The 22,266-nt window shown below is 71.4% G+C and carries 22 protein-coding genes; 13 read left to right on the forward strand and 9 right to left on the reverse strand.

Annotated elements, in window-relative coordinates:
• Positions 1-84: 84 nt before the first annotated feature.
• The 4 genes from AB0I32_RS07005 to AB0I32_RS07020 form a co-directional block, all read right to left on the reverse strand.
• Positions 85-903: a MerR family transcriptional regulator gene (locus AB0I32_RS07005; RefSeq protein WP_357504232.1), complete on the reverse strand. Its 819-nt coding sequence runs from the start codon at positions 901-903 to the stop codon at positions 85-87.
• A gap of 40 nt (positions 904-943) precedes the next feature.
• Positions 944-1,477 carry a VOC family protein gene (locus AB0I32_RS07010; RefSeq protein ID WP_357504234.1) on the reverse strand — a complete coding sequence of 178 codons (534 nt, stop codon included), beginning with the start codon at positions 1,475-1,477 and terminating at the stop codon, positions 944-946.
• Positions 1,478-1,561: 84 nt separating this feature from the next.
• Positions 1,562-1,924, reverse strand: a complete 363-nt coding sequence (locus AB0I32_RS07015; RefSeq protein WP_357504236.1) for a DUF3817 domain-containing protein — start codon at positions 1,922-1,924, stop codon at positions 1,562-1,564.
• 74 nt (positions 1,925-1,998) lie between these two features.
• Entirely contained in the window at positions 1,999-2,919 is a 921-nt protein-coding gene (locus tag AB0I32_RS07020) for a DMT family transporter (protein ID WP_357504238.1), read from the reverse strand.
• Here AB0I32_RS07020 and AB0I32_RS07025 point away from each other — a divergent pair.
• Positions 2,918-4,327, forward strand: coding sequence for a PLP-dependent aminotransferase family protein (locus AB0I32_RS07025; RefSeq protein ID WP_357504240.1), 1,410 nt, complete (start codon positions 2,918-2,920; stop codon positions 4,325-4,327). The genes AB0I32_RS07020 and AB0I32_RS07025 overlap by 2 nt on opposite strands.
• Positions 4,328-4,409: 82 nt before the next feature.
• Here the strand turns inward: AB0I32_RS07025 and AB0I32_RS07030 are convergent, their stop codons facing one another.
• Together AB0I32_RS07030 and AB0I32_RS07035 are read right to left on the reverse strand one after the other, a co-directional pair.
• Positions 4,410-4,742, reverse strand: a complete 333-nt coding sequence (locus AB0I32_RS07030; protein ID WP_357504243.1) for a TfoX/Sxy family protein — start codon at positions 4,740-4,742, stop codon at positions 4,410-4,412.
• A 24-nt stretch (positions 4,743-4,766) separates the two neighbouring features.
• Positions 4,767-5,285: a nitroreductase family deazaflavin-dependent oxidoreductase gene (locus tag AB0I32_RS07035; RefSeq protein ID WP_357504245.1), complete on the reverse strand. Its 519-nt coding sequence runs from the start codon at positions 5,283-5,285 to the stop codon at positions 4,767-4,769.
• 107 nt (positions 5,286-5,392) lie between these two features.
• On the opposite strand from AB0I32_RS07035, the gene AB0I32_RS07040 reads away from it, so the two are divergent.
• The 7 genes from AB0I32_RS07040 (at position 5,393) to AB0I32_RS07070 (ending at position 13,839) form a co-directional block, all read left to right on the forward strand.
• Positions 5,393-8,374, forward strand: coding sequence for a glycoside hydrolase family 2 TIM barrel-domain containing protein (locus AB0I32_RS07040; protein ID WP_357504248.1), 2,982 nt, complete (start codon positions 5,393-5,395; stop codon positions 8,372-8,374).
• Between the two features lie 88 nt (positions 8,375-8,462).
• On the forward strand, positions 8,463-9,578 hold the full coding sequence (locus tag AB0I32_RS07045) for a mannonate dehydratase (protein ID WP_357504294.1): 1,116 nt from the start codon (positions 8,463-8,465) through the stop codon (positions 9,576-9,578).
• A 61-nt stretch (positions 9,579-9,639) separates the two neighbouring features.
• Positions 9,640-10,245 carry a DinB family protein gene (locus AB0I32_RS07050; protein WP_357504250.1) on the forward strand — a complete coding sequence of 202 codons (606 nt, stop codon included), beginning with the start codon at positions 9,640-9,642 and terminating at the stop codon, positions 10,243-10,245.
• A gap of 148 nt (positions 10,246-10,393) precedes the next feature.
• Complete coding sequence (locus AB0I32_RS07055) at positions 10,394-10,801, forward strand: VOC family protein (RefSeq protein ID WP_357504252.1); 408 nt, start codon at positions 10,394-10,396, stop codon at positions 10,799-10,801.
• A 38-nt stretch (positions 10,802-10,839) separates the two neighbouring features.
• A complete protein-coding gene (locus tag AB0I32_RS07060; RefSeq protein WP_357504254.1) occupies positions 10,840-11,715 on the forward strand; it encodes an alpha/beta fold hydrolase in 876 nt (291 codons plus the stop codon).
• 73 nt (positions 11,716-11,788) lie between these two features.
• Positions 11,789-12,907: an RDD family protein gene (locus AB0I32_RS07065; protein ID WP_357504256.1), complete on the forward strand. Its 1,119-nt coding sequence runs from the start codon at positions 11,789-11,791 to the stop codon at positions 12,905-12,907.
• A gap of 128 nt (positions 12,908-13,035) precedes the next feature.
• A complete protein-coding gene (locus tag AB0I32_RS07070) occupies positions 13,036-13,839 on the forward strand; it encodes a DUF1206 domain-containing protein (RefSeq protein WP_357504258.1) in 804 nt (267 codons plus the stop codon).
• Between the two features lie 75 nt (positions 13,840-13,914).
• Here AB0I32_RS07070 and AB0I32_RS07075 read toward each other — a convergent pair whose 3' ends face one another.
• Positions 13,915-15,111, reverse strand: a complete 1,197-nt coding sequence (locus AB0I32_RS07075) for a cellulose binding domain-containing protein (protein WP_357504260.1) — start codon at positions 15,109-15,111, stop codon at positions 13,915-13,917.
• A gap of 217 nt (positions 15,112-15,328) precedes the next feature.
• On the opposite strand from AB0I32_RS07075, the gene AB0I32_RS07080 reads away from it, so the two are divergent.
• Positions 15,329-16,009: a Type 1 glutamine amidotransferase-like domain-containing protein gene (locus AB0I32_RS07080; RefSeq protein WP_357504262.1), complete on the forward strand. Its 681-nt coding sequence runs from the start codon at positions 15,329-15,331 to the stop codon at positions 16,007-16,009.
• Entirely contained in the window at positions 16,006-16,470 is a 465-nt protein-coding gene (locus AB0I32_RS07085; RefSeq protein ID WP_357504264.1) for a GNAT family N-acetyltransferase, read from the forward strand. The genes AB0I32_RS07080 and AB0I32_RS07085 overlap by 4 nt, the downstream gene beginning before the upstream one ends.
• Before the next feature lie 12 nt (positions 16,471-16,482).
• Here AB0I32_RS07085 and AB0I32_RS07090 read toward each other — a convergent pair whose 3' ends face one another.
• The gene (locus AB0I32_RS07090) at positions 16,483-17,661 is read right to left on the reverse strand and encodes an AI-2E family transporter (protein WP_357504266.1); all 1,179 of its coding nucleotides are present in this window, start codon (positions 17,659-17,661) and stop codon (positions 16,483-16,485) included.
• Between the two features lie 168 nt (positions 17,662-17,829).
• On the opposite strand from AB0I32_RS07090, the gene AB0I32_RS07095 reads away from it, so the two are divergent.
• The 3 genes from AB0I32_RS07095 to AB0I32_RS07105 all read left to right on the forward strand — a co-directional run bounded on the left by AB0I32_RS07095 (position 17,830) and on the right by AB0I32_RS07105 (position 20,536).
• Positions 17,830-18,360 carry a SigE family RNA polymerase sigma factor gene (locus tag AB0I32_RS07095; protein WP_357504268.1) on the forward strand — a complete coding sequence of 177 codons (531 nt, stop codon included), beginning with the start codon at positions 17,830-17,832 and terminating at the stop codon, positions 18,358-18,360.
• The gene (locus AB0I32_RS07100; RefSeq protein ID WP_357504270.1) at positions 18,357-19,133 is read left to right on the forward strand and encodes a hypothetical protein; all 777 of its coding nucleotides are present in this window, start codon (positions 18,357-18,359) and stop codon (positions 19,131-19,133) included. Before AB0I32_RS07095 ends, AB0I32_RS07100 begins: the two co-directional genes overlap by 4 nt.
• Positions 19,134-19,240: 107 nt before the next feature.
• Complete coding sequence (locus AB0I32_RS07105; RefSeq protein ID WP_357504272.1) at positions 19,241-20,536, forward strand: cation:proton antiporter; 1,296 nt, start codon at positions 19,241-19,243, stop codon at positions 20,534-20,536.
• A 93-nt stretch (positions 20,537-20,629) separates the two neighbouring features.
• Here AB0I32_RS07105 and dnaB read toward each other — a convergent pair whose 3' ends face one another.
• Positions 20,630-21,991 carry a replicative DNA helicase gene (gene dnaB, locus AB0I32_RS07110; protein ID WP_357504274.1) on the reverse strand — a complete coding sequence of 454 codons (1,362 nt, stop codon included), beginning with the start codon at positions 21,989-21,991 and terminating at the stop codon, positions 20,630-20,632.
• Positions 21,992-22,266 lie beyond the last annotated feature (275 nt).

The following is a 22,266-nucleotide window of genomic DNA, read 5'->3' on the forward strand; positions in this document are numbered from 1 at the left end:
GACACGGACCCCGCGCGGTACACGTGCTTTTTGCCACAGGCGGACGGACCGCTTCCGCTGCGTAGGCGCCCGTGCGGACCCGGCTCACGCCCAGGTCGCGGTCTCCGGGTCGACGCCGTGGGCCAGGGCGTTGGCGTTCACGACGTCGCGGAGCCATTCGGCGAGACCCCGCTCGACGTCGTCGTAGAAGGAACGGAAGCCCGGGTCCTCGGCGTAGGAGCGGGCCAGGCAGACGTGCATCGAGTGGGTGCAGTCGAAGTACGCCCCCATCGACGCCCGGTGCTGCTCGGCAAGGGCGTTCGCTCGCTCGCTTCCCGGCAGCACGCCGTCGCGCAGAGCCTTGGCCAGGTCGGTGTGCAGCACCTCGACGTCCGCCATGATGCGTCGCCAGTCCTCGGGGCTCCGGTCCGCTGCCCGTTCGGCGTATTGCGCCCACTGCTCGCTGTCGCCCCAGCGTTCCCTGGCCTCGAGCTGCCGGGACGGCTGCCAGGCGCTGCCGAAGATGGCCACCTGTTCGTCGTGCGGGAGCAGGATGCCGGAGCGGCGGGCCTCGATCAGCCGGTCCAGGGCGTCCGCCGAACGTTCCAGGCGCGCGATGTGCTCGCGCACCTGGTCTCGCTGCCTCGTCAACGACTCCTCCGCGTCCTGGGTCGGCGCGTCGAGCAGTTCCGCGATCTCGGCGAGGGGGACACCGAGCTCGCGGTAGAGGCGGACGCGGTGGAGCCGGGCGACGTCGGCGGCGTCGTAGAGCCGGTGCCCGCCGGACGTGCGCTGGGACGGACCGGCCAGCCCGACTTCGTCCCAGTGGTGCAGCGTCCGGACGGTGACGCCCACGACGGACGCGGCGCCGCCGACGGTCAAGCCGTCCGGCGGCACCGCGTCCGTCGTGCTCCGGTGCGTCATCACGGCAAGTCTCGCAGCCGCTGCGGTCACCGGGACGGCCTCACGCCGAGGGTCCCTCGATGCCCAGCTCGTCGCGCAGGCTCTGGGCCTCGGCGCTGTCCGGGTCGTAGGGCCGGGCAGCGGTCATGATCACCCGCACGTTCTCGGGGGTGACCACTTCCAGGTCGATGGTGTTCCACGGCGTCTGACGCGGACCGGTGGTGCTCCCGGGCACCAGCTCCTCGCAGGCCGCAGCGATCTGGTCCACCTGGCTCAGCACGCACGAGAAGGTCACCGTCACCGCCGGCGGGCCGGCCGGGATCTCCGCGGGGATCTCCGCCGGGATCTCCGTCGGGACGAGCAGGACGTCCTGGAACGCCCACCGGCGCAGATGGGTGACCCGGCCCGGAGCTGCGAAGAGCTCGAAGAAGCCGAGGCCGTGTGTCCAGAACTTGACGGAGGCGGCCATGTCCTGGGTGGGCGTGGTCACGAACATCGGCATGCCGTAGATGCCGCGGAACAGCTCGGCAGGTTCGGCGTCCAGCGCGGGAAGGGGCACGGGGCCCATGTCGAAAGCGGGGTATGTATCGGTCATGACGTCAGCGTCGACCCTCACGTGGCGTGAGGTTCAAGCCCGTACGGAATCTCGGGCGAGCCGCGTACCGACGTTGACCGGGAACTAGCTGGTGGGCTGCAGCTCAGCCGCCGTCGGTGTCGCCGCCTCGCGGTCGGCCGGGTCGGCGAGGTAGCCGGTCCGCTTGAGCCACCACTCCGCGAGCAGGGTGGTCAGCGGCGGGACCGAGGCGGCGAGGGCCACGAGCGTGCGGAACCAGCCCCAGCGCAGCTTGACCGCCACGAACAGCGTGACCCCGACGAACAGCACGAACGCGCCGCCGTGGAGGCGGCCGAACAGCCATACCCCTGCCTCGGTGGTCTCCGTGACGTACTTGAGGAACATGCCGACCAGGAGCCCGGCCCAGGTGAACGCCTCGATCCAGGCGACGATGGCGAACAGGCGGCCGAGACGGGACATCGCGGGCATGCGGAACCTTCCGGAGGCGAGGCGGGTGGTGCCCTCAGTCTGCCCGACGCCGGGCGGTGCTCGGCGCCGCTCGGCTATCGCAGACGCGACCGGACAGCCGTGCCCGCGCAGGCGATGACCGCCGCCCCGCCGAGCACGGTCGCCCACGTGACCTGCTCGTGCAGGAGCAGCGCCGCCCAGCAGATGCTGAGCACCGGCTGGACCAGCTGGACCTGGCTGACCTGCGCCATCGGCCCGATCGCGAGCCCCCGGTACCAGGCGAAGAAGCCGAGGAACATGCTGACCACCCCGAGGTAGCCGAACAGCGCCCAGTCGAGCGGGGTTCCCGTCGGCGGGTCCTGCACCAGCGAGATGCCGGTGAGCAACGCCATCGGCGCGGCGGCGAGCACGAGCGCCCACGAGATGGTCTGCCAGGCGCCGAGCTCGCGGGCGAGCAGCCCGCCCTCCGCGTAGCCGATGGCGCACGCGACGACCGCCCCGATCAGCAGCAGGTCCGCCCCGTGCAGCCCGCCGAGCCTGCCGCCCTGCACGGCGGCGAAACCGACCGCCGCTACCGCACCCAGCGCCGCCGTCACCCAGAACGACGCCCGCGGACGCTCGCGCACACGCAGCACCACCAGCACCGCCGTCACAGCCGGCAGCACCGCGATGACGACGACGCTGTGGCTCGCCGACGCCGTCGCGAGCGCGAACGAGGTGAGCACGGGAAAGCCGAACACGACGCCGCCCGCGACGATCGCGAGCCGCGCCCACTGCCTGCCCCGGGGTAGGCGCTGCCTGGTGACCCCCAGGGCGAGCGCCGCGAGCGCCGCCGCGACGACGGCCCGGCCGCAGGACACGAACAACGGTGACATGCCCCCGCCGTCGACCACCATGCGGGTGAAGGGGACGGTGAGCGAGAAGGCCGCGACGCCGAGGAGACCCCACCAGAGGCCGGCCCGCGCCGGGGATAGCGGCGGTGCAGTGTCGAGAGTAGCGCTACTGTTGGCTGTCATGTATGACGATAGCAGTGCTCGCATTGTCGCCGGCCTGCACGAGTGGATCGCCAACGCCGTCCCGGGCGCCCGGCTGCCGTCCAGCCGGGCACTCGTGACGCAGTACGGGGCAAGCCCTGTCACGGTGCAGAAGGCGCTGCACACCCTCGCTTCGCAGGGTGTGGTGGAGACGCGGCCGGGCGTCGGTACGTTCGTCCGGGCGGTGCGCGTGCCGCGCCCCCACGACTACGGCTGGCAGACGGCGGCCCTCGGCCCACGCACCAGGCCCGTCCAGCAGCTCTCCCGGGCCCTGCACACCGCCCCGAACGACGTGATAGCGCTGCACTCCGGCTATCCGGACCGCGAGCTGCTGCCCGAACGACTCGTGCGGTCCGCGTTCACCCGGGCCGCCCGCAGCGACGCCGCCGTCACCAGCTCGCCCGCCGCGGGGCTGCCCGAGCTGCAGGCGTGGTTCGCCGCGGAGCTGGGCAGTGCGGCGCCCGCCGGGATCGCTCCGCCCACGCCGAGCGACGTCGTCGTCTTCCCCGGGAGCCAGTCCAGCCTCAGCACGGTCTTCCGCGCCCTGGCAGGCGCCGGCCGACCGCTCCTCGTCGAGTCACCGACCTACTGGGGCGCGATCCTCGCCGCCGAGCAGGTAGGCGTGCAGCTCGTACCGGTGCCCAGCGGCCCGCACGGCCCGGACCCCGACGAGCTCGCACGTGCCTTCGACCGGACCGGGGCGCGCGCCTTCTACGCACAGCCGAGCTACGCCAACCCGACCGGCGCCCGCTGGTCGCCCGGCCTGTCCGACGAGGTGCTGCGCCTGGCCCGCGAGCACGGCGCCTTCGTGATCGAGGACGACTGGGCGCACGACTTCGGGATGACCCACGACGTCGTCCCGCTCGCCGCCCGCGACGACGGCGGGCACGTGGTGTACCTGCGCTCGCTGGCCAAGAGCGTCTCGCCGGCAGTGCGCGTCGCGGGGCTCGTCGCCAGAGGCCCGGCCCGCGACCGCATCCTCGCGGACGCGCAGGCAGAGGCCATGTACGTGAGCGGCATGCTGCAGTCCGTGGCCCTGGACGTCGTGACCCAGCCCGCCTGGCGCACCCACCTGCGCGGCCTGCGCCAGCAGCTCGCGGCCCGGCGGGACCTGCTGCTCGGCGCGCTCCGGGAGCACGCGCCGACCGCCCGGGTAGAGGTGGTGCCGCAGGGCGGCCTGAACCTGTGGGTGCGGCTCCCGGACACCACCGACGTCGCACGCCTGGTCCGCGACTGCGAGACGGCCGGCGTCATCGTGGCCGCGGGCGACGAGTGGTTTCCCGCCGAACCGACCGGTGCCTATCTGCGACTCAACTATTCCGGGCCGAATCCCGGGGCCTTCCCGGAGGGCGCACGGGTCATCGGGGAGATGGTGGAGCGGCAGGGCTGAGCCCTTCTGCCGTTGACCATGCACCTGCTGCCACACGGACCCCGTTCTTGGCAGCAGGTGCATGGTCAACGGCGACCGGCACCTACTTCGGCGGTAGCGACCGGGCGTGGTCCACGCCGCGTCGCACCCAGCCGGCCAGCTCCTCCTCGGTTCCGAGGCCGTCGGGCCCGATCGCCAGCCAGCCGGCCATGACGCGCGCGCCCATCACGGCACGTGTCGCGGCGGTGGTGCGCTCCAGCTCCTCGGCGGCCTCGGGTCCGACACGGACCAGGATCCCTTCCGAGCCACGCACCGCCACCGCGAGGTTGCCGTTGATCATGAACGAGAGCCCGCCGAACATGCGCCGCTCGGTGACCTCGGGCGCGCCGTCCAGCACGGTCCGGATCTCGTCCGCGAGTGCGAGGTCGTATGCCATGGATCCGAGGCTATGTCCGCCGCGTCATCCCCGGGCGGTGCGCTCCTCGCGCGTCGCAGGGTCGGCAAGCTGCAGCCGGAACAGCCGCACCACCCGCCCGGAGTCCCGTTCGTACCCGCGGTAGCCCGGCCACTGCGACTCGATGAGGGCCCAGGTGGCATCCCGCTCGTCGTCGCCGATGAGGGTCGCGCGGACCGGGATCCGCCGTCCGGCCACGCTGATGCTCGCCTCCGGGTGCGCGAGCAGGTTGTACGTCCACGCCGGGTGTCGCCCCTGCGCGAACGCCGACCCGGCGACGATCGCCCGCCCGGGACCGTCGGGCGTGTACATGAGGTAGGTGTCGCGCGGCTCTCCCGACCGCGCACCCGTCGTGTGCAGCACGAGCGATGGCACCAGCAGGGCGCTGACCTGCAGCCGCCCTCGGGAGAGCCAGGCGAGCGCCCGTTCGGCAGGCGGAAGCAGCACGGGGCCGACGGCGCGGAACGCGCGCGTGCGCGTCAGCGGGGCGACCGCCGATCGGACGGCATGCAGAAGACTGGCCATCTGTCCATCATCTGGCTCCGGGCGCCCGCTGGCACGGCCGCGCGGGGTACCGTCTCGACCGGCGCTCTTGCTTGCCCGCTTCCCCACCCTCTCCGCCTGGAGGAGTCATGACCACCACCCACGAGTCCGTCGCAACGCCGGACGGTGTCGTCGCCCCACGATTCCGCCCGCCGGCCGGCGCCTCCAGCGCGGCGACCCTGTCGCTCGACGGGGAGTGGCGGTTCCGCCTGTTCCCGCATCCGGAGACGGGGGTGGACCGCGCCGAGCGCGGCGACGAGTGGGACCGGCTGGTTGTGCCGGGGCACTGGCAGCTCGCCGAGGCTCCGCATGCGTGGCCCTACGGCGTGCCCGAGTACAACAACGTGCTCTACCCGTTCCCTGTCGACCCGCCGCACGTGCCCGACGACAACCCGACCGGCGAGTACCGCACGACGTTCCGGCTGCCCGCGGACTGGCCGGACGGTGGCCGCACCCTCCTGCGCTTCGAGGGCGTGGACTCCTGGTTCCAGGTGGCGCTCGACGGCGAGCTGCTGGCCACGTCGCACGGCTCCCGCCTGCCCACCGAGGTGGACCTGACCGACAAGCTGCGTGACGGCGGCGAGCACCTGCTCGCGGTCCGCGTGACCAAGTGGTCGGCCATGTCGTACGTCGAGGACCAGGACCAGTGGTGGCTCTCGGGGATCTTCCGCAGCGTCACGCTGGAGCACCGGCCGGACGGCGCGCTCGACGACGTCCGCGTGCACGCCGGCTACGACCACACGACCGGCGTCGGCACGCTGCGGGTGGACGCCGCGGTGGTGGTGGCCTCCTCCGGGGCGGTAGCGGCACGGGTGGCGGTTCCGGAGCTCGGGATCGAGGGCGCGGCCGGCGAGGAGCTGCAGGTCGCCGTCGAGCCGTGGAGCGCCGAGCAGCCGCGGCTCTACGACGTCGTCGTCTCGACGGACACCGAGACGGTGACGCTCGCCGTCGGCTTCCGTACCGTCTCCATCGAGGACGGCGTGTTCCTCGTCAACGGGCGGCCGATCAAGCTGCGCGGTGTCAACCGGCACGAGTTCGACCCGCTGCGTGGCCGTGCGGTGACGCCCGAGCGGATGCTCGAGGACGTGCTGCTCATGAAGCGGCACCACATCAACGCCGTCCGCACGAGCCACTACCCGCCCCACCCGCACTTCCTCGACCTGTGCGACCGGTACGGCCTCTACGTGATCGACGAGAACGACCTCGAGACGCACGGGTTCCTGGGCGAGAGCTGGGCCGGCAACCCCACCGACGACCCGGCCTGGACCGAGGTGCTGGTCGACCGTGTCACCAGGACAGTGCGCCGCGACGCGCACCACGCGAGCATCATCATGTGGTCGCTGGGCAACGAGGCGGGCGGCGGGCGCAACGTCCCGGCGATGGTCGACGCCGTCCGGGCGCTCGACCCGAGCCGGCCGATCCACTACGAGGGCGACTACTCGAGCGACCACGTGGACGTGTACTCGCGGATGTACGCCGACAGCGCGGAGGTCGAGCTGATCGGCCAGGGCATCGAGCCGCCGCTGGAGCGCGCCGACGCCGACGCCCGCCGTCGGGCCATGCCGTTCGTGCTGTGCGAGTACGCGCACGCGATGGGCAACGGCCCGGGCGGCCTCGCCGACTACGACGCGGCCTTCGACCGGCACGCGCGCCTGCTCGGCGGGTTCATCTGGGAGTGGATCGACCACGGCCTGACCCGCACCGACGCCGACGGGGTCGAGTTCGCGGCGTACGGCGGCGACTTCGGCGAGCGGTTCCACGACGGGACCTTCATCGCCGACGGCCTGCTCCTGCCCGACCGCACGCCGTCACCCGGCCTGCTGGAGACGGCGGCCGTGTTCGCGCCGATCCGCATCGACGCGCAGCCGGACGGCACGCTCCTGGTGCGTAACCGTTACGCGTTCCGCGACACGAGCCACGCGGAGATCGGCTGGACGCTGCACCGCGGTGCGGAAGCGCTCGCGACGGGCACCCTCGACCTGGTGCTGGAGGCAGGGACCCAGACGGTGGTGCGGCCGCCGTCCGACCTCGTGCTTCCCGAGCCGGGCGAGGCCCCGGTCTGGTGGACCGTGCGCGCCGTCCAGCACAAGGCGGAGGCGCTTGAGGAGGCGTGGCTCGAGCCCGGCTTCGAGCTCGGCGCCGGCCAGCTGCTCCTCGTCGAGCCGGCGTCGCTCACCGCTCCGGCGGGCCGGGTGTCCACGGAGGCCGACGGCGGGTTCCGCGCCGGCCCTGCCCGGTTCGACGGTCGCGGTGACCTCCGTGAGCTCGCCGGCCGGACGGTGCACGGCTTCCGGGTCGACGCCTGGCGTGCGCCGACCGACAACGACCGCCGTCCGGCGAAGTGGCAGGGGTCGGCCGACGAGGAGAAGTGGCGCGGCGCGGGCCTGCACCTGCTCGCCGAGCGCAAGAACGGCGTCGGCGTCAGCGCCGACGGGGCGCTCGAGATCGACGCCAGGATCGCCGGCCCGGCGACCCGTGCGGGCTTCGCCACGCGTTACCGCTGGCAGCCCGTCACCGACGCGCCGGACGCGGTCGACCTGCTCGTCGACATCCGGCCGGAGGGCCGCTGGCCCGAGAACGTCGCTCGCCTCGGGGTGGTGCTCGCGCTCGACGAGCTGGCGGCCGCCGAGACCGGCGTCCGCTGGACGGGCCTCGGGCCGGACGAGTCGTACGCGGACTCGAGGCAGGCGGCGCTCGGCGGCTCGTGGCAGCACACCGTCGCGGACTGGCAGACCCGGTACACCCACCCGCAGGAGAACGGCGCGCGCCGGGGCGTCACGAGCGCCGTCCTGTCCTTCACGGACGGGACCGGCCTGCGGATCGACGCCGGGGACGTGACGGTGGGCGCCCGGTCGCAGCTCGGGATCGAGCTGTCGCTGCGCCCCTGGTCCGACGAGGCGCTGGACCGTGCGGCCCACCCGCACGAGCTCGTGCCGGACGGCAGGCTGTGGCTGCACCTCGACGCGGCACAGCACGGCGTCGGCAGCGCCGCGTGCGGCCCGGGCGTCCTGGCGAACGCTCAGCTCCACGCTGCGCCCGTCCGGATGCGGCTGCGCTTCACCACCCTGTGAAACACGTGCCCGCCCCGCGCCGCGGGGCGGGCATGATGTATACAAGATTGGACATACAAGGACGACGACGAGGAGTGCGGCCGTGAAGATGGGCTTCCGCTGGTACGGCGAGGGCAACGACACAGTGACCCTGGATCATGTGCGACAGATCCCTGGCGTGGAGACCATCGTGTGGAGCCTGCACCACAAGCAGGCAGGTGAGGTCTGGGAGCAGGCGGAGATCGACGCAGAGGTCGCCCGCATCACCGGCCTGTCGGACGAGGCCCGCGCCAAGGGCGTGACGCGGACGTTCGACGCCGAGGTGGTCGAGTCGGTCAACGTCCACGAGTCGATCAAGCTCGGCCGGACCGTTCTCGGGATGAGCCGTGACGAGGCGATCGCGAACTACGTCACGACCATCGAGCGGCTCGGCCGCGCCGGCGTGAAGGTCGTCTGCTACAACTTCATGCCCGTCTTCGACTGGCTGCGCACCGACCTGTGGCACCCGCTGCCCGACGGCTCGACCGCGCTGTACTACGAGAAGGCAGTGGTCGACAAGATGTCGCCCGAGAGCCTCATCGCCGACATGGAGGCGAACACGCACGGGCTGACCCTGCCCGGCTGGGAGCCGGAGCGGCTGGCGAGCTTCAGCGAGCTCAACGCGGCGTACGAGGGCGTGACCCACGAGGACATGTACGCGAACTACAAGTACTTCCTCGACGCGGTGATCCCCGCCTGCGAGGAGGCGGACGTGAAGCTCGGTGTGCACCCGGACGACCCGCCCTTCGACGTCTTCGGGTGGCCGCGCGTCGTCTCGACCAAGGAAGGGCTGGCCCGGGTGCTCGACCTGAACCCGAGCCCGTACAACGGGCTGACGCTGTGCCTGGGCAGCTTCTCCGCCAACCCGGAACACGACGCCGTCGACGCCGTGCGGACCTTCATGGACCGCATCCACTTCTCGCACGTGCGCAACATCAAGCACTTCGACAACGGCGACTTCACCGAGGTCGCCCACCGCGCCGTCGAGGGCAGCGTCGACACCACCGGGATCATGAAGGCGTACGCGGAGGCCGGCTACCAGGGCTACATCCGGCCCGACCACGGACGCCACCTCTGGGACGAGAACACCACGAACAAGCCCCGTCCCGGGTACGGCCTCTACGACCGAGCGCTCGGCATCCAGTACCTGCTCGGCGCGTGGGACGCGTTCCGCTACCAGGCCTGAGCGACAGCACGGGCCCGATTTTCCGTGGCGGTCTGCTCCGGCATGGGTCCACGATGCTCGTATGGACCCACAGGAGCAGGCCGAAGAAGCCCTGACGACGCGCTGGACGCAGTCCACAGTCTTCCCCGACATGTGGGCCGACCCCGACGACGACCCGCGCGAGACCGAGACCCCGTCCGACGAGCGCGGTCTGCTCCTCGACTACCTCCGCTACTATCGGCTCACCCTGGAGATGAAGTGCGGGGGTCTCGACGCCGAGCAGATCGCCCGCCGGTCGGCCCCGCCGTCCACCATGTCCCTGCTCGGCCTGGTGCGGCACCTCGCCGACGGCGAGCGGCACCTGCGCCGCGTGATGGCGGGCGAGGACGCCCCCGACCTGTACCGCACCGAGGAGGACCGCGACGCGGAGTGGAACGGCGCGGTCGCCGACCCGGCGGTCGTCGAGGACGCCTGGCGGACCTGGCACGCCGAGATGGACGCAACGGACCGCTACCTCGACGGCGTCCCCGACCTCGGCACGTGGAACGCCGGCGCGTCCGACTTCGGACCGGAGGGCGCGGACCTGCAGCTTCGCGATGCGCTCGTGGGACAGATCGTCGAGTACGCCCGGCACTGCGGCCACGCCGACATCCTGCGCGAGCGGATCGACGGCCGCGTCGGCCAGTGACCGGCGTGGCGCTCCGAGGGTGATGTCTGGCCGGCGGGGGGCCGACTGCCTTGCGGTCGAGGCCCACGGTGGGACTCTGGAAGTGACTGACGCCCCGCGGCGCGCCCTGCGGTGCGGTCACCGCCGGTCACGAGGGAGTGAGACAGCGATGGTCACTGTGCGCAACGTGTACCCGAGCTTCTCGGCGAACGACATCGACGCGGCCCGCGCGTTCTACGCGGACACGCTGGGGCTGCGGGTGACGGCCCTCCCCGAGGGTGCGGGCCTTGCACTCAACCTCGACGGGGGTACCTCGGTGTTCGTGTACGCCAAGGAGAACCACACGCCGGCGTCGTTCACGGTCCTGCACCTCACCGTCGACGACGTCGACACCGTGGTGGACGAGCTCACCGCCAAGGGCGTGAAGTTCGAACGCTACGAGGGGTTCGAGCAGGACGAGAAGGGCATCGTGCGCGGGTTCATGGAGGGAGGCGACGGCGCCTGGTTCACCGATCCAGCGGGCAACGTCATCGGGCTCGCCGACGGCGGTGGCTTCGAGGCGGCGCTCGGCCGGTAGGCCGGGCGAGGGTGCCGGACTCGGTAACATCTGGCCCCATGTCCCCCACGTACGTCCTGGTCCACGGCGCCTTCGCCAACTCGTTCTCGTTCGCGCCGCTCCAGGCGGAGCTCGCTTTGCTCGGCCACCGCTCGGCCGCGGTCGACCTGCCCGGGCACGGCTTCGCGGCGACCTATCCGGCCGCGTACCAGGCACCGCAGGACCTCGCGGGCCTGGCGACCGCGCCGGGCAGCATCAAGGGTGTCACCCTCGCCGACAACGCGGCCCGGGTCATCGAGGCACTGGAGCGCGCCAAGGAGCACGGCCCGGTGATCCTGGTCGGTCACAGCCGGGGTGGCGCCACGCTGACCGCGGTCGGCAACGCCCGTCCGGACCTGATCGACCGGATCGTGTACGTCTCCGCGTGGGCGCCGGTCGATCTCGGGGTGGGCGAGTACTACGCCGAACCCGAGATGGCATCCGTCGACGCCGGGGTCCTCGCCGGCGTGCTGGCAGCCGACCCGGCCGCCGTCGGCCTGCTGCGCGCCAACTTCCGCACCGCGGACCCGGCTGCGCTCGCGGGCCTCAAGGAGGCGTTCCTCGCCGACGGTACCGACGACGAGTTCTTCACCTTCCTCAACACCTTCCAGCCGGACGAGAACCTGGACGCGGGCACCTCTGCGGACCGGGTCCAGGCCGCGACCTGGGGCACGATCCCGAGGACCTACGTGCGGCTCAGCGGCGACACGAGCATCCCGGTCGCGATGCAGGACCGGATGATCCGCGAGGCCGACGCGCTCACCCCCGACAACCGGTACGACGTGCACACCCTCGAGTCCAGCCACCTGCTGTGGCTGGTCCGGCCGCGCCCCGCGGCGGAGCTGCTGGCGAGCCTCGCGCGGGCGACGGTCGGCGATGCGACCGCGGCAGGCTGACCCGGAGCTCGACGGCGGCTCGCTGTCTCTGTCTTTCCTGGGCCGCGGGCGCCCGCGCTGGCATGATCCGACCATGCTCACCAGCGAAGGCTCCCGGCCCGACGAGGCCGGCGTGTCCAGGGCCGGCCTCGTACCGGACGCCGAGCCTGTGATCGATGCGGCCGTCGCGCCCGCATACGCGACCTGGGGGCAGCGCGTCGTCGCGGCGCTCCTCGACGACGCGATGTTGGCCGGAGTCACCTGGCTGGCGTTCGGTAGCGGGTACTTCCTGCCCACGCTCACCCCGGTGCTCTGGGCGGACGCCGACGAGGGCTGGCCCTCGGACCCGCGGATCCTGATACCGCTCGGTGCGGTCGCGGTTCTCCTGGTGCTCCAGGCCCTGACCGGCTGGACGCCCGGCAAGCTGGTGGTCGGCATCAGGGTGGTCCGCGAGGAGTCCTCCGCGCCGGCCGGCCTGTGGACGACGGTGGCGCGCTGGGTGCTGCACCTGCTCGATGCCGTCCTGCTCATCGGCTACCTGCGGCCGCTGTGGCACCGGAAGCGGCAGACCTTCGCCGACGGTATCGTCCGCACCGTCGTGGTGCAGCAGCTTCCCGACCTCCCGCGGAAGCAGGGCCTCGCCGTGTACTCGGCTGCCCTGGTCGCCGTCGTCCTGGGGCTCGGGTACTGCTTTCCTATCCACGGCGGCGCCTCGTCGGCTCCGGAGAGCGTCGTGGTGTGCGAGCTGGACGGCCGAGCCCCGTATCTGACCACCGGGGAGATAGCCCTCGACGGGTCCGTGTGGGAGGACTGGGAGCGCCGGATGTGGACCGTCAAGGCGACCCGCACCGCACACCCGGGCGCGACGGTCACCTGGGCGAGCGACCCGTCGGTGCGCGACGTCCACTACCGCGTCGAGATCGATGCCCGGCCGTCGTCGGAGGACGGGGAGCCGATGATCTCCAGGTCCTGGGACGTCGGGACGGGTGGCGTCGACGACGACCCCTCGTCGGACGGTTCGTACACGCACACCAGGAATATCTCGCCGGACGGGGACGTCCATGTCGCGGACGTCGAGCTTCAGGAATCCGACGGCGATCTGGGTGCCCTGGGGACGCAGGTGTGGACCGACGTGCGACTGATCGCAGACGGTGAGGTCTTGGCGGCGTGCGGCAGCGGGATGGGCTACGACGACGCGGACCAGGTGGGCTGACGCGGGGTTGTCGGGCCGTACGAGGAGGCCCAGGTGGCGCTGCCCTGGTTTCCGCAACGTGCGAGTTGCGGTGAAATGCGCGACGGTGTACCACGTCGCGATCTGTGCGGCCCAATGGAGGTGTGCGCGTGCCCAAGAACTCACCGGCGAACGCTGCTCGGCGTGCTCAGAACAGCGATGCCTTGCACGCCCTGGCACGCGGCGGCTACGCCGCCTCGGGTGTGCTGCACGTGCTGGTCGCCTGGCTGGCTGTCCAGCTCGCGCTGGGCCAGCCCACGGGCCAGGCGGACGAGTCGGGCGCCTTCAGCGCGATCGCCCAGGCGCCCGGCGGTGAGTTCCTGCTCTGGGCGGTAGCCGTGGGTTTCGCCGCGCTCGCGCTGTGGCAGCTCGCGACGGCCGCCCTTGGTGTGCCGGGTGCGGAGAACCAGGCCGGCGCGCGGCTCAAGAGCCTGGCCAAGGGTGTGCTCTACGGAGTCCTGGCGGCCAGCAGTGCCCGGTACGCACAGGGTTCCGGTGGTGGCAGCAGCGAGGAGAGCATGACGGCCGATGTCCTGCGCATGCCGGGCGGCCCCTGGCTGGTGGGGGCCGTAGGCCTTGTCATCGTCGGCGTCGGTGTGTACCACGTTGTCAAGGGCTGGCGGAAGAAGTTCCTGCGCGACCTCGCCGGGACCGGCGGCGGCTCCGTCGGACCGGTGGTGGAGCGGCTGGGCCAGGTGGGCTACATCGCCAAGGGCATCGCGCTCGGCGTCGTGGGCGGGCTTATCGTGGCTGCCGCGGTGACGACGGACGCGTCTCGGGCGGGCGGGCTCGACGAGGCACTACGCGCCATGCGCGAGCAGCCGTTCGGTACGGCGCTCCTCCTCGTGGTCGGGCTGGGGATCGGTGCGTTCGGTCTCTACTCCTTCGCACGTGCCCGGTTCGCGCGGCTCTGAGCTCTTGGGCGGACCGCGCAAGGGTTGATGGCCGCCGACCCGCTCCACGAGCGGGCCGGCGGCCGGCTCAGCCCCTCAGGAGCTCGTGCACGTCAGCGCGGGTGTCGGCGGCGTGCCGCTGCCGAGCAGGCCGAAGGTCGTGGTGCCACCGGCCGAAAGCCGGCCGTTCTCGGCCGCGTTCCGGACGACGACCTGGTCGCCCTGCGCCGTCGCCGTCCCGTTCCACACCTGGTCCACGCGCTCACCCGACGAGCGCCAGCTGACGCTCCACGACGTCGTCGGCGCCTCTCCGGCCCGGACGGTCACCTCGCTCTGGAAGCCGCCGGGCCAGGAGTTCACGGTGCGGTACGTCGCCGTGCAGTCACCGGTGGGCGTCGGCGTCGGCGTCGTCGACGTCAGGGAGGTGAAGAACCGCCAGATCTCACCCGGCACGTGCGACTGCGACTGCCCGCGGTCCCGGGCGTCCCACTGGTGGTCGCTGTCGTTCGCGATCCACACGACCGGGTAGCCGTCGCGGCACGTGTAGCTGGTCTTGGTGTGCGTGCCGCTGCCCGCGGCGGGCTCCGGTGCCTGCTGCGCCTGGCACCCGTTGTTCCGCAGGAAGCGGTCACGCAGCGCACGGCCCTGCGAGATGTTCAGGACGCTGTCCGTGACACCGTGGGAGCCGAGGTAGGCGACGGGCTGGGTGCCGCCGGCACATCCGGACAGCTGGGCGCCGTTGAGGACCGCCACCGCGCGGAACACGTCGGCCCGCGCGCAGGCCAGGGCGTTGCTCATGCCGCCGCCGTAGCTGAACCCGGTGGCGAACCGCTGGCCCGTGTCGATGCAGAACGCGGAGTCGAGGGTGCGCAGGACATCGTCCACGAACGTGACGTCCCGGCCGTTGGTGTTGGGCCAGGCGTTGTCGATGCCCTGCGGGGCCACGAAGATCGTGCTGTTGCTCGCGAGCGGCTTCAGGCCGTAGAAGCCCTGGTTCACCACGTCCTGCGACGTGCCGTGCCACCAGTGCAGCCCCACGACGAGGCGGTACGGCCGGCTCGGGTCGTACCCGGCGGGTACGTCGAGGCGGAACGTGCGGGACTGCCCGCCGCTGGTGACGGTGTGGTTGCCGGTGCCCAGACCCGCTGGCTGGCCGCAGCCGGCGGTGGCTGCCGCCGGAGCGGCTTCTTCGGGGAGTGCGGAGGCGGGTGCGTTGAGCCCGCCGAGGGCGAGCAGGACAGCCGAGGCCGCCAGCAGGGCCCGCCAGCCTCGGGACGGAGTGGGGTGTCGCATGGTGTCGCTCCCTTCACCAGGGTCCCCAGCCGCGCTGCCGGGGACGGAGTCCGCAGGACAAAGCCCGACGGTGCGGCGAATTTATCGTTAAACGTCGGACGGGCCGAAGGAGGTTAAACGGTTAGCGCACCAGAGTCGGGTACGCGGCAGCGATGATTCCCGCGGCGCCCCGCCGTCTACCGGTCGTCGAACTCTTCCCCACCCGAACCGGAGAATCATGCGGCTGCTGCTCACCTCCGCAGGCGTCAGGAACGCCAGCATCCACGACGCGTTGCTCGACCTGCTGGGCCGGCCGGTCGCCGACTGCGACGCCCTCTGCATCCCGACCGCGCTGTACGGGCACCCGGCCGTCGGCCCGGGGCGCAACGCCAGGGACTTCATCACCGGAGAGTCGGACGACATGACCGGGCTCGGCTGGAAGTCGGTCGGCGTGCTGGAGCTGACCGCACTGCCCTCGATCGACGAGGGGCTCTGGGTCCCCAAGGTCCGGGAGGCGGACGTCCTCCTGGTGGCGGGCGGCGACGCCCTCTACCTGAACCACTGGATGCGGGAGTCCGGGTTCGCGGACCTCCTGCCGTCGCTGACCGAGACGGTCTACGTGGGGATGAGCGCAGGCAGCATGGTGATGACCCCGCGCATCGGGGAGTGGTTCGTCGAGTGGGCCTCGCCGTCGGGCGACGACGCCACGCTCGGGATCGTCGACTTCTCGATCTTTCCGCACGTCGACCACCCGATGCTGCCGTACAACACGATGGCCGCCGCCGAGAAGTGGGCGGCCGGGATCGACGGACCGGCGTACGCGATCGACGACGAGACCGCCCTCGTGGTGGCCGACGGGTCCGTCGAGGTCGTGTCCGAGGGCCACTGGAAGCTTCTTGGCGGCACACTGGCCGGATGAGCGATCCAGTTCTTCGCGCCACCTCCGCCGAGTCCGCGGTCGTGGGCAGGCTCCTGTGGGAGTTCAACGAGGAGTTCGCCGTCGACGGGCCGGGCGCGGACGAGTTCGCCGGCCGTTTCACGCACCTGCTCGACCGCGACGACGTCGTCGTCCTGCTCACCGGCAGTCGTGACGACCCGACCGGCTTCGCCTTCCTCACCCTGCGCCCGACGCCCTACTACGACGGGCCGCTCGCGCAGCTCGAAGAGCTCTACGTCAAGCCGCGCCTGCGCGACCAAGGCCTCGGCACGGCGCTGCTGCGTGCCGCTGTCGACCTCGTCCGGTCGCGGCACTGCGGCGAGATCCACATCAACGTCGACGAGGTGGACGTGGACACGCGGCGGTTCTACGAGCGACACGGCTTCACCAACATCCAGCCCGGCGAGGACTACCGCATGCTCTGCTACATCCGTGAGCTCTGAGGCCGGCGCGGGTCAGACGGTCTCGGAGCGCTTCTGCCGCGCGAACCGTGCAGGCAGGTCGGGCCCGTCCCACACCTGGATGGCGCGCCAGATCGAGGCGGCGATCGGTACGGCGAGGACGGCGCCCGTGATGCCGACGAGCACCGTCCCCGCGGTCAGCGCAAACAGGATGACGAGCGGGTGCAGGCGCAGGGTCCGGCCCATGACGACCGGCTGGAGGAAGTCGCCCTCGAGCTGGTTCACGACGACGACGATCGCGACGACGATGAGCGCCTGGACCGGCCCGACCGCCACGAGCGCGACCAGCGCCGCGAGGATACCGGCCACCGTCGCGCCGACCAGGGGGATGAAGGCGAGCAGGAAGACGAGCACGGACAGCGGGATGACGAGCGGGACGCCCACGATCGCGAGGCCGATCCCGATGCCGACGGCGTCGACGAACGCCACGATCGCCGTCCCGCGCACGTAGCCGCCGAGCGTCCGGATGGTCGCGGCCCCGACGCGCTGCCCTCGCTCGTACCGGTGGCCCTCGAAGGGCCGCAGCAGGAACTCCCACATCGCCGGGCCGTCCTTCAGGAAGAAGAACAGCACGACGATCATGATGAAGAACCCGGCGACGAAGTCGGCGGTCTGGGAGACGCCCGCGATGGCACCGGAGCCCACGGTGTCCGACTGCAGCAGGCCGACGGCAGACTCGCGCACCGACGCGATCTGCTCCTCGGTGATGTTGAAGGGCAGGTTCTGGATGTACGACTGCAGGGAGTCGAAGCCGTCGAGTGCCTGGCTCTGCAGCTCGTCCCACTGGTCCACGACGGCCAGGACCACGAGCCACACGATCGCCGACAGCAGCGCGACCAGGGCCAGGAGCGCGATCCACGTCGCGAGCAGCGACGGCAGACCGCGGCGGCGCAGCAGCGAGACCAGCGGGTAGATCGCCGCCGCCAGCACGAGCGCGATCAGGACGGGGATCACCACGAGCGTCAGGCGCGTGCCCACGAACCCGAAGACGACGATGACCGCGACGACCGCGAGGATCTGCAACGCCCGCGTGCCGACACGACCGAAGCCGTCAGACCAGAGCCGGGACGCGCCGCTCTCGGCGGGCGCGGGCGCGGGTGCGTGCTCGGCCGGTGGTCGAGGCTCGACGCCCGGGCGGGTGGGGCGCGGTGTGCGGCGGCCGAAGAGTCCCATCGCCTGTCCTCCTTGTGCAGGATCCGGCGGACGCCGGACGTGCCGACGCTATTGCGGTCCGGATCGAGTCGCGCGGTGGCGTGCCCGCGTGTCGAGAGCGCGGTGCTGTGGAACCTTTTGACCACGGTGGTGCGTGGTGGGGGACATGACGAGGGAGGGTACGTGGACATGTCAGCTCAGCTGAGTGATGACCCACTGGTCCGGGTCGAGGTGGCCCTCACGCGGGACCAGGAGTTCACGGCGTTCGTCCGTGACTCCGGCCCGTACCTCCACAAGACGGCCCTGCTCCTGGCCGGCGACGTGCACCGTGCCGAGGAGCTGGTTCAGGAGACCTTCGAGCGCACGTACCGTGCGTGGCGCAAGGCCCGTGCCGGTGAGCCCCGCGCCTACGCGCGGCGCATCCTGCTGAACCTGCGCGTGGACAGGTGGCGGCGCTCGCGCCGGGAGGTGGTGTCCGACGCCGTCCCGGCCGGGTCGGTGCCTGGGCACGCGGACGGGGTGGTGGTCCGCGACGAGGTGGTGCGCGCGTTGGCGCTGCTCCCTCTCTCACAGCGCCGGGTCGTGGTGCTGCGGCACCTGCTCGACCTCACGGAGGTACAGACGGCTCGCGAGCTCGGCGTGGCCCTGGGCACCGTCAAGTCAGCCAACGCACGCGGGATCGCCCGCCTGCGCGAGATCTTCCAGGAGGATGAGCGATGAGCATCAACGACACCGACGTGGTCGCTCGCCTGCGCGCTGGGGCCGATTCGATGACGGGCCGGGACTTCGACACGCACGAGGTGCTGGAGGGGAGCAGGCGCGCGTTGCGGCGGCGACGCTCCTGGCAGGCAGCGGCCGCAGGGACGACGGCGGTGGCGGTTGCCCTCGTGCTCGCCCTCGCGGGCCCGGTGCCCGTGCCTGGGATAGGCAAGGTGGCTCTGCCGGGCAGCGAGCAGATCCGCAGGCTGGTCGGCCTGGAGACCGAGCCCGCAGCCTGCCCGGCCGAGGACCTGACCATCGAGTGGGGCGAGGAGTCGTCCCGGACGGTGGCCGTGCTGTTCGTGGCGTCCGTGAGCACTGATGACGGCGTGCAGGAAGGCACGTTCGAGGATGGTGGCCTGCCCGAGGGCAGAGTAACCGCCCCACTCCTGCGACCCGAGGTCGCACGGGCCTTGCTGCCCCGTGCTGAGCACGACCGAGCGTTCACGTTCATCAAGCAGATCGACGACGGGTACGACCGCTTCGCCACGGCCCAAGGCAACCTCCCGGCCAGCGGTTACGCCTGGTGGACGACCAGTGAGCTGCGGAGCCTGCCCGGCGTCGTGCGGTGCGGGGGCCTGCCCGTCACCTTCGACGGCGACGAGTCCGCCGAGTTCACCATCACCTCGTGGAACGGGGAGGACGCCAGCGGCTCCGTGCCCTGCGGCAGCTCACCTCACGGGCTCAACCGAGTTGAGCGTGAGGCTCTCGGCTACTGCGCGTACTTCGACTGACCAGGCATCGAGTCGCTGTTCCTGCAGGCGTGGTGGTGCTGCTCCGGCCAGGCGCGCTCGCGCAGCGTCGACGTGCGTGTGGCTGAGCCCGCACTACGCTCCGACAGATGATCGAGTTCGAGAGCTCCGGGGGCCTCTTCGTCGCGCTCGGCCTCGCCACACTTGCGGCCGCTCTGCTCCCGCGGGTCCTCGGTCGGGCACCGATCTCGATGCCGATGGTGTTCCTCCTTGCCGGTTTCGTAGGTTTCCTGGCGCTGCCCGGTCTGCCGGACCCTGATCCGCTCCAGCACGGCACCATCACCCTGCACCTCACCGAGATCTGCGTGATCGTCTCGCTCATGGGGGCGGGCCTCGCGCTCAACCGGCCACTCGGGTGGCGCTCGTGGTCGACGACGTGGCGGCTGCTCGCCATCGCGATGCCGCTGTCCATGCTCGCCGTCGGGCTGCTCGGATGGGCGGCCCTCGGCCTGGGTGCCGCGAGCGCGCTCCTGCTGGCGGCCGCCCTCGCACCGACCGACCCTGTGCTCGCGTCCGAGGTCCAGGTGAGTGAGCCCGTCACGGAGGCAGAGGCAGAGGACGACGAGGTCAGGTTCGCCCTGACCTCCGAGGCCGGACTGAACGACGGGCTGGCGTTCCCGTTCACCTACCTCGCCATCGCCGTGAGCGCCGCCGGCATCCATCCGGGCGGCTGGGCCGCGGAGTGGCTGCTGGTCGATGTCGCGTGGCGGCTGGGCGTGGGCGTACTCATCGGGATCGCCGTCGGCTGGCTGCTCGGGCGCATCTTCTTCTCAAAGGTCGGTGATCGACTGGGCCTGACCGAGAAGGCCGAAGGATTCGTGGCGCTCGCGGCGACGTCCCTCGCCTACGGAGCGGCCGAGCTCGCCGAGGGGTACGGGTTCGTCGCGGTCTTCGTGTGCGCATGCACGGTGCGGACGGTCGAGCGGGAGCACAGCTATCACGCGGTGCTGCACAAGTTCGTCGAGCAGATCGAGCGCCTGCTGACCGTCGCGGTCGTCGTGCTGCTCGGCGGCGCCGTGGCCCGAGGACTCTTCGACGACGTGGGGTGGTTCGACGTCGGGCTGGCGCTCGTGTTCCTGCTCGTGGTCCGGCCGCTCGCGGGCTGGCTCTCGCTCACGCCGGGGAGGACTGGTTCGAGGGACCGCGCGGTCATCGCGTTCTTCGGGGTGCGCGGCATCGGCACGCTGTACTACGTGGCGTACGCCCTTGAGCACTCGACGTTTCCTGGCGAGGGCCGGATCTGGGGGATCGCAGGCCTGGTGGTCGTCGGCTCGATCATCATCCACGGCATCGGCGCGACGCCCGTCATGGCCGCGCTCGACCGGCGGCGCGCGCGAGCCGCGGACCAGAAGGACGAGACCACGATCGCCGAGACGCCGGTCTGAGTGAAGGCCTCGAGCACCAGGACGCCGCGCGTCCCGCCGCCGCGGACTGATGCGTGCGAGTAAGCGGTGGGACGGAAGGAGTTCGAGGGTCGGTCACACCTGCATGTCGACGAACCGCTGATAGTGCCCCTGGAACGCCACGGTGATCACGTCGGTCGGGCCGTTACGGTGCTTGGCGACGATGAAGTCCGCCTCGCCGGCGCGTGGTGACTCCTTCTCGTAGGCATCCTCACGGTGGAGCAGGATCACGACGTCGGCGTCCTGCTCGATCGAGCCCGACTCACGAAGGTCCGACATCTGCGGCTTCTTGTCGCTGCGCTGCTCAGCGCCACGGTTCAGCTGCGAGATGGCGATGACGGGCACCTCGAGCTCCTTCGCGAGCAGCTTGAGCGACCGCGAGAACTCGGAGACCTCCTGCTGACGCGACTCGACACGCTTGCCGGACGACATCAGCTGGAGGTAGTCGATGACCACGAGCTTGAGGTCGTGCTTCTGCTTGAGCCGCCGGCACTTCGCGCGGATCTCCATCAGCGACATGTTCGGCGAGTCGTCGATGAACAGCGGGGCGTCCGACACCTTGCCCATGGTGGCGGCGAGCTTCTGCCAGTCGCCGTCGTCCATGTTGCCGCTACGCATCTTGGTCAGCGGCACCCGGGCCTCGGCCGCGAGCATACGCATGACGATCTCGTTGCGGCTCATCTCCAGGGAGAAGATGACGGAGGCCTGGTTGTGGTGAATGGCCGCATGAGAGGCGACGTTGATTCCCAGCACCGACTTGCCCACGGCCGGCCTGGCAGCCACGACGATCATCTGGCCGCCGTGCAGGCCGTTCGTCAGGCGGTCGAAGTCCGAGTACCCGGTCGGCACACCGGTGAGTCCCTCGCCGCGGCCCTGGGCGGCGTCGATCTCGTCGAAGGTCGGCCCGATGATGTCGGCCAGCGGCAGGTAGTCCTCCGACGCCCGGCGCTCGGTCACCGCGTAGACCTCGGCCTGCGCGTTGTTGACGACGTCGTCGACCTCGCCGCCGTCGGTGGCGTAGCCCATCTGCACGATGCGTGTGCCGGCCTCCACGAGGCGGCGCATGATGGCGCGCTCGCGGACGATCCGTGCGTAGTAGCCCGCGTTCGCCGCCGTCGGCACGCCGGCCATCAGGTCGTGCAGGTACGGAGCACCACCGACGCGCGCGTGCTCGCCGCGGCGCTGCAGCTCGGCGAGCACCGTGATGGCGTCGGCCGGCTCGCCGCGACCGTAGAGGTCGATGATCGCGTCGTAGATCGCCTCGTGCGCCGGCCGGTAGAAGTCGTTGCCGCGGATCTGCTCGATCACGTCGGCGATCGCGTCCTTGGACAGCAGCATGCCGCCCAGCACGCTCATCTCCGCGGCGATGTCCTGCGGCGGGGTGCGATCGAGGCCCGGCCGTCCCGAATAGCTCGACTCCAGCTCCTCGACCGACATCCGCACCTCCTGCTTTCCACGTCTCGTGACATCGGGGCGCACGCTGCGCGTGCGCTCGATCGACGTCCTACACCTGTTCTACTCCCCGCCACCCACACGCCCCGGGACTTCGGGGCCGACACGCCTTTGTGTCGTGTGCGACAGCCTCGCCCCGGTCGGCCGGGTGGTAGGTCCCGCTGACGCTAAGCCCCTGCGGACCCGAACGCAATGAGACCTGTGGACGAGCCTGTGCACATCCATGTGGAAAGGTGGCCCAGGGCTGTGCACAGTGGGTG

The organism is Promicromonospora sp. NPDC050249, from assembly GCF_040656015.1.
Classification (GTDB): Bacteria; Actinomycetota; Actinomycetes; order Actinomycetales; family Cellulomonadaceae; genus Promicromonospora.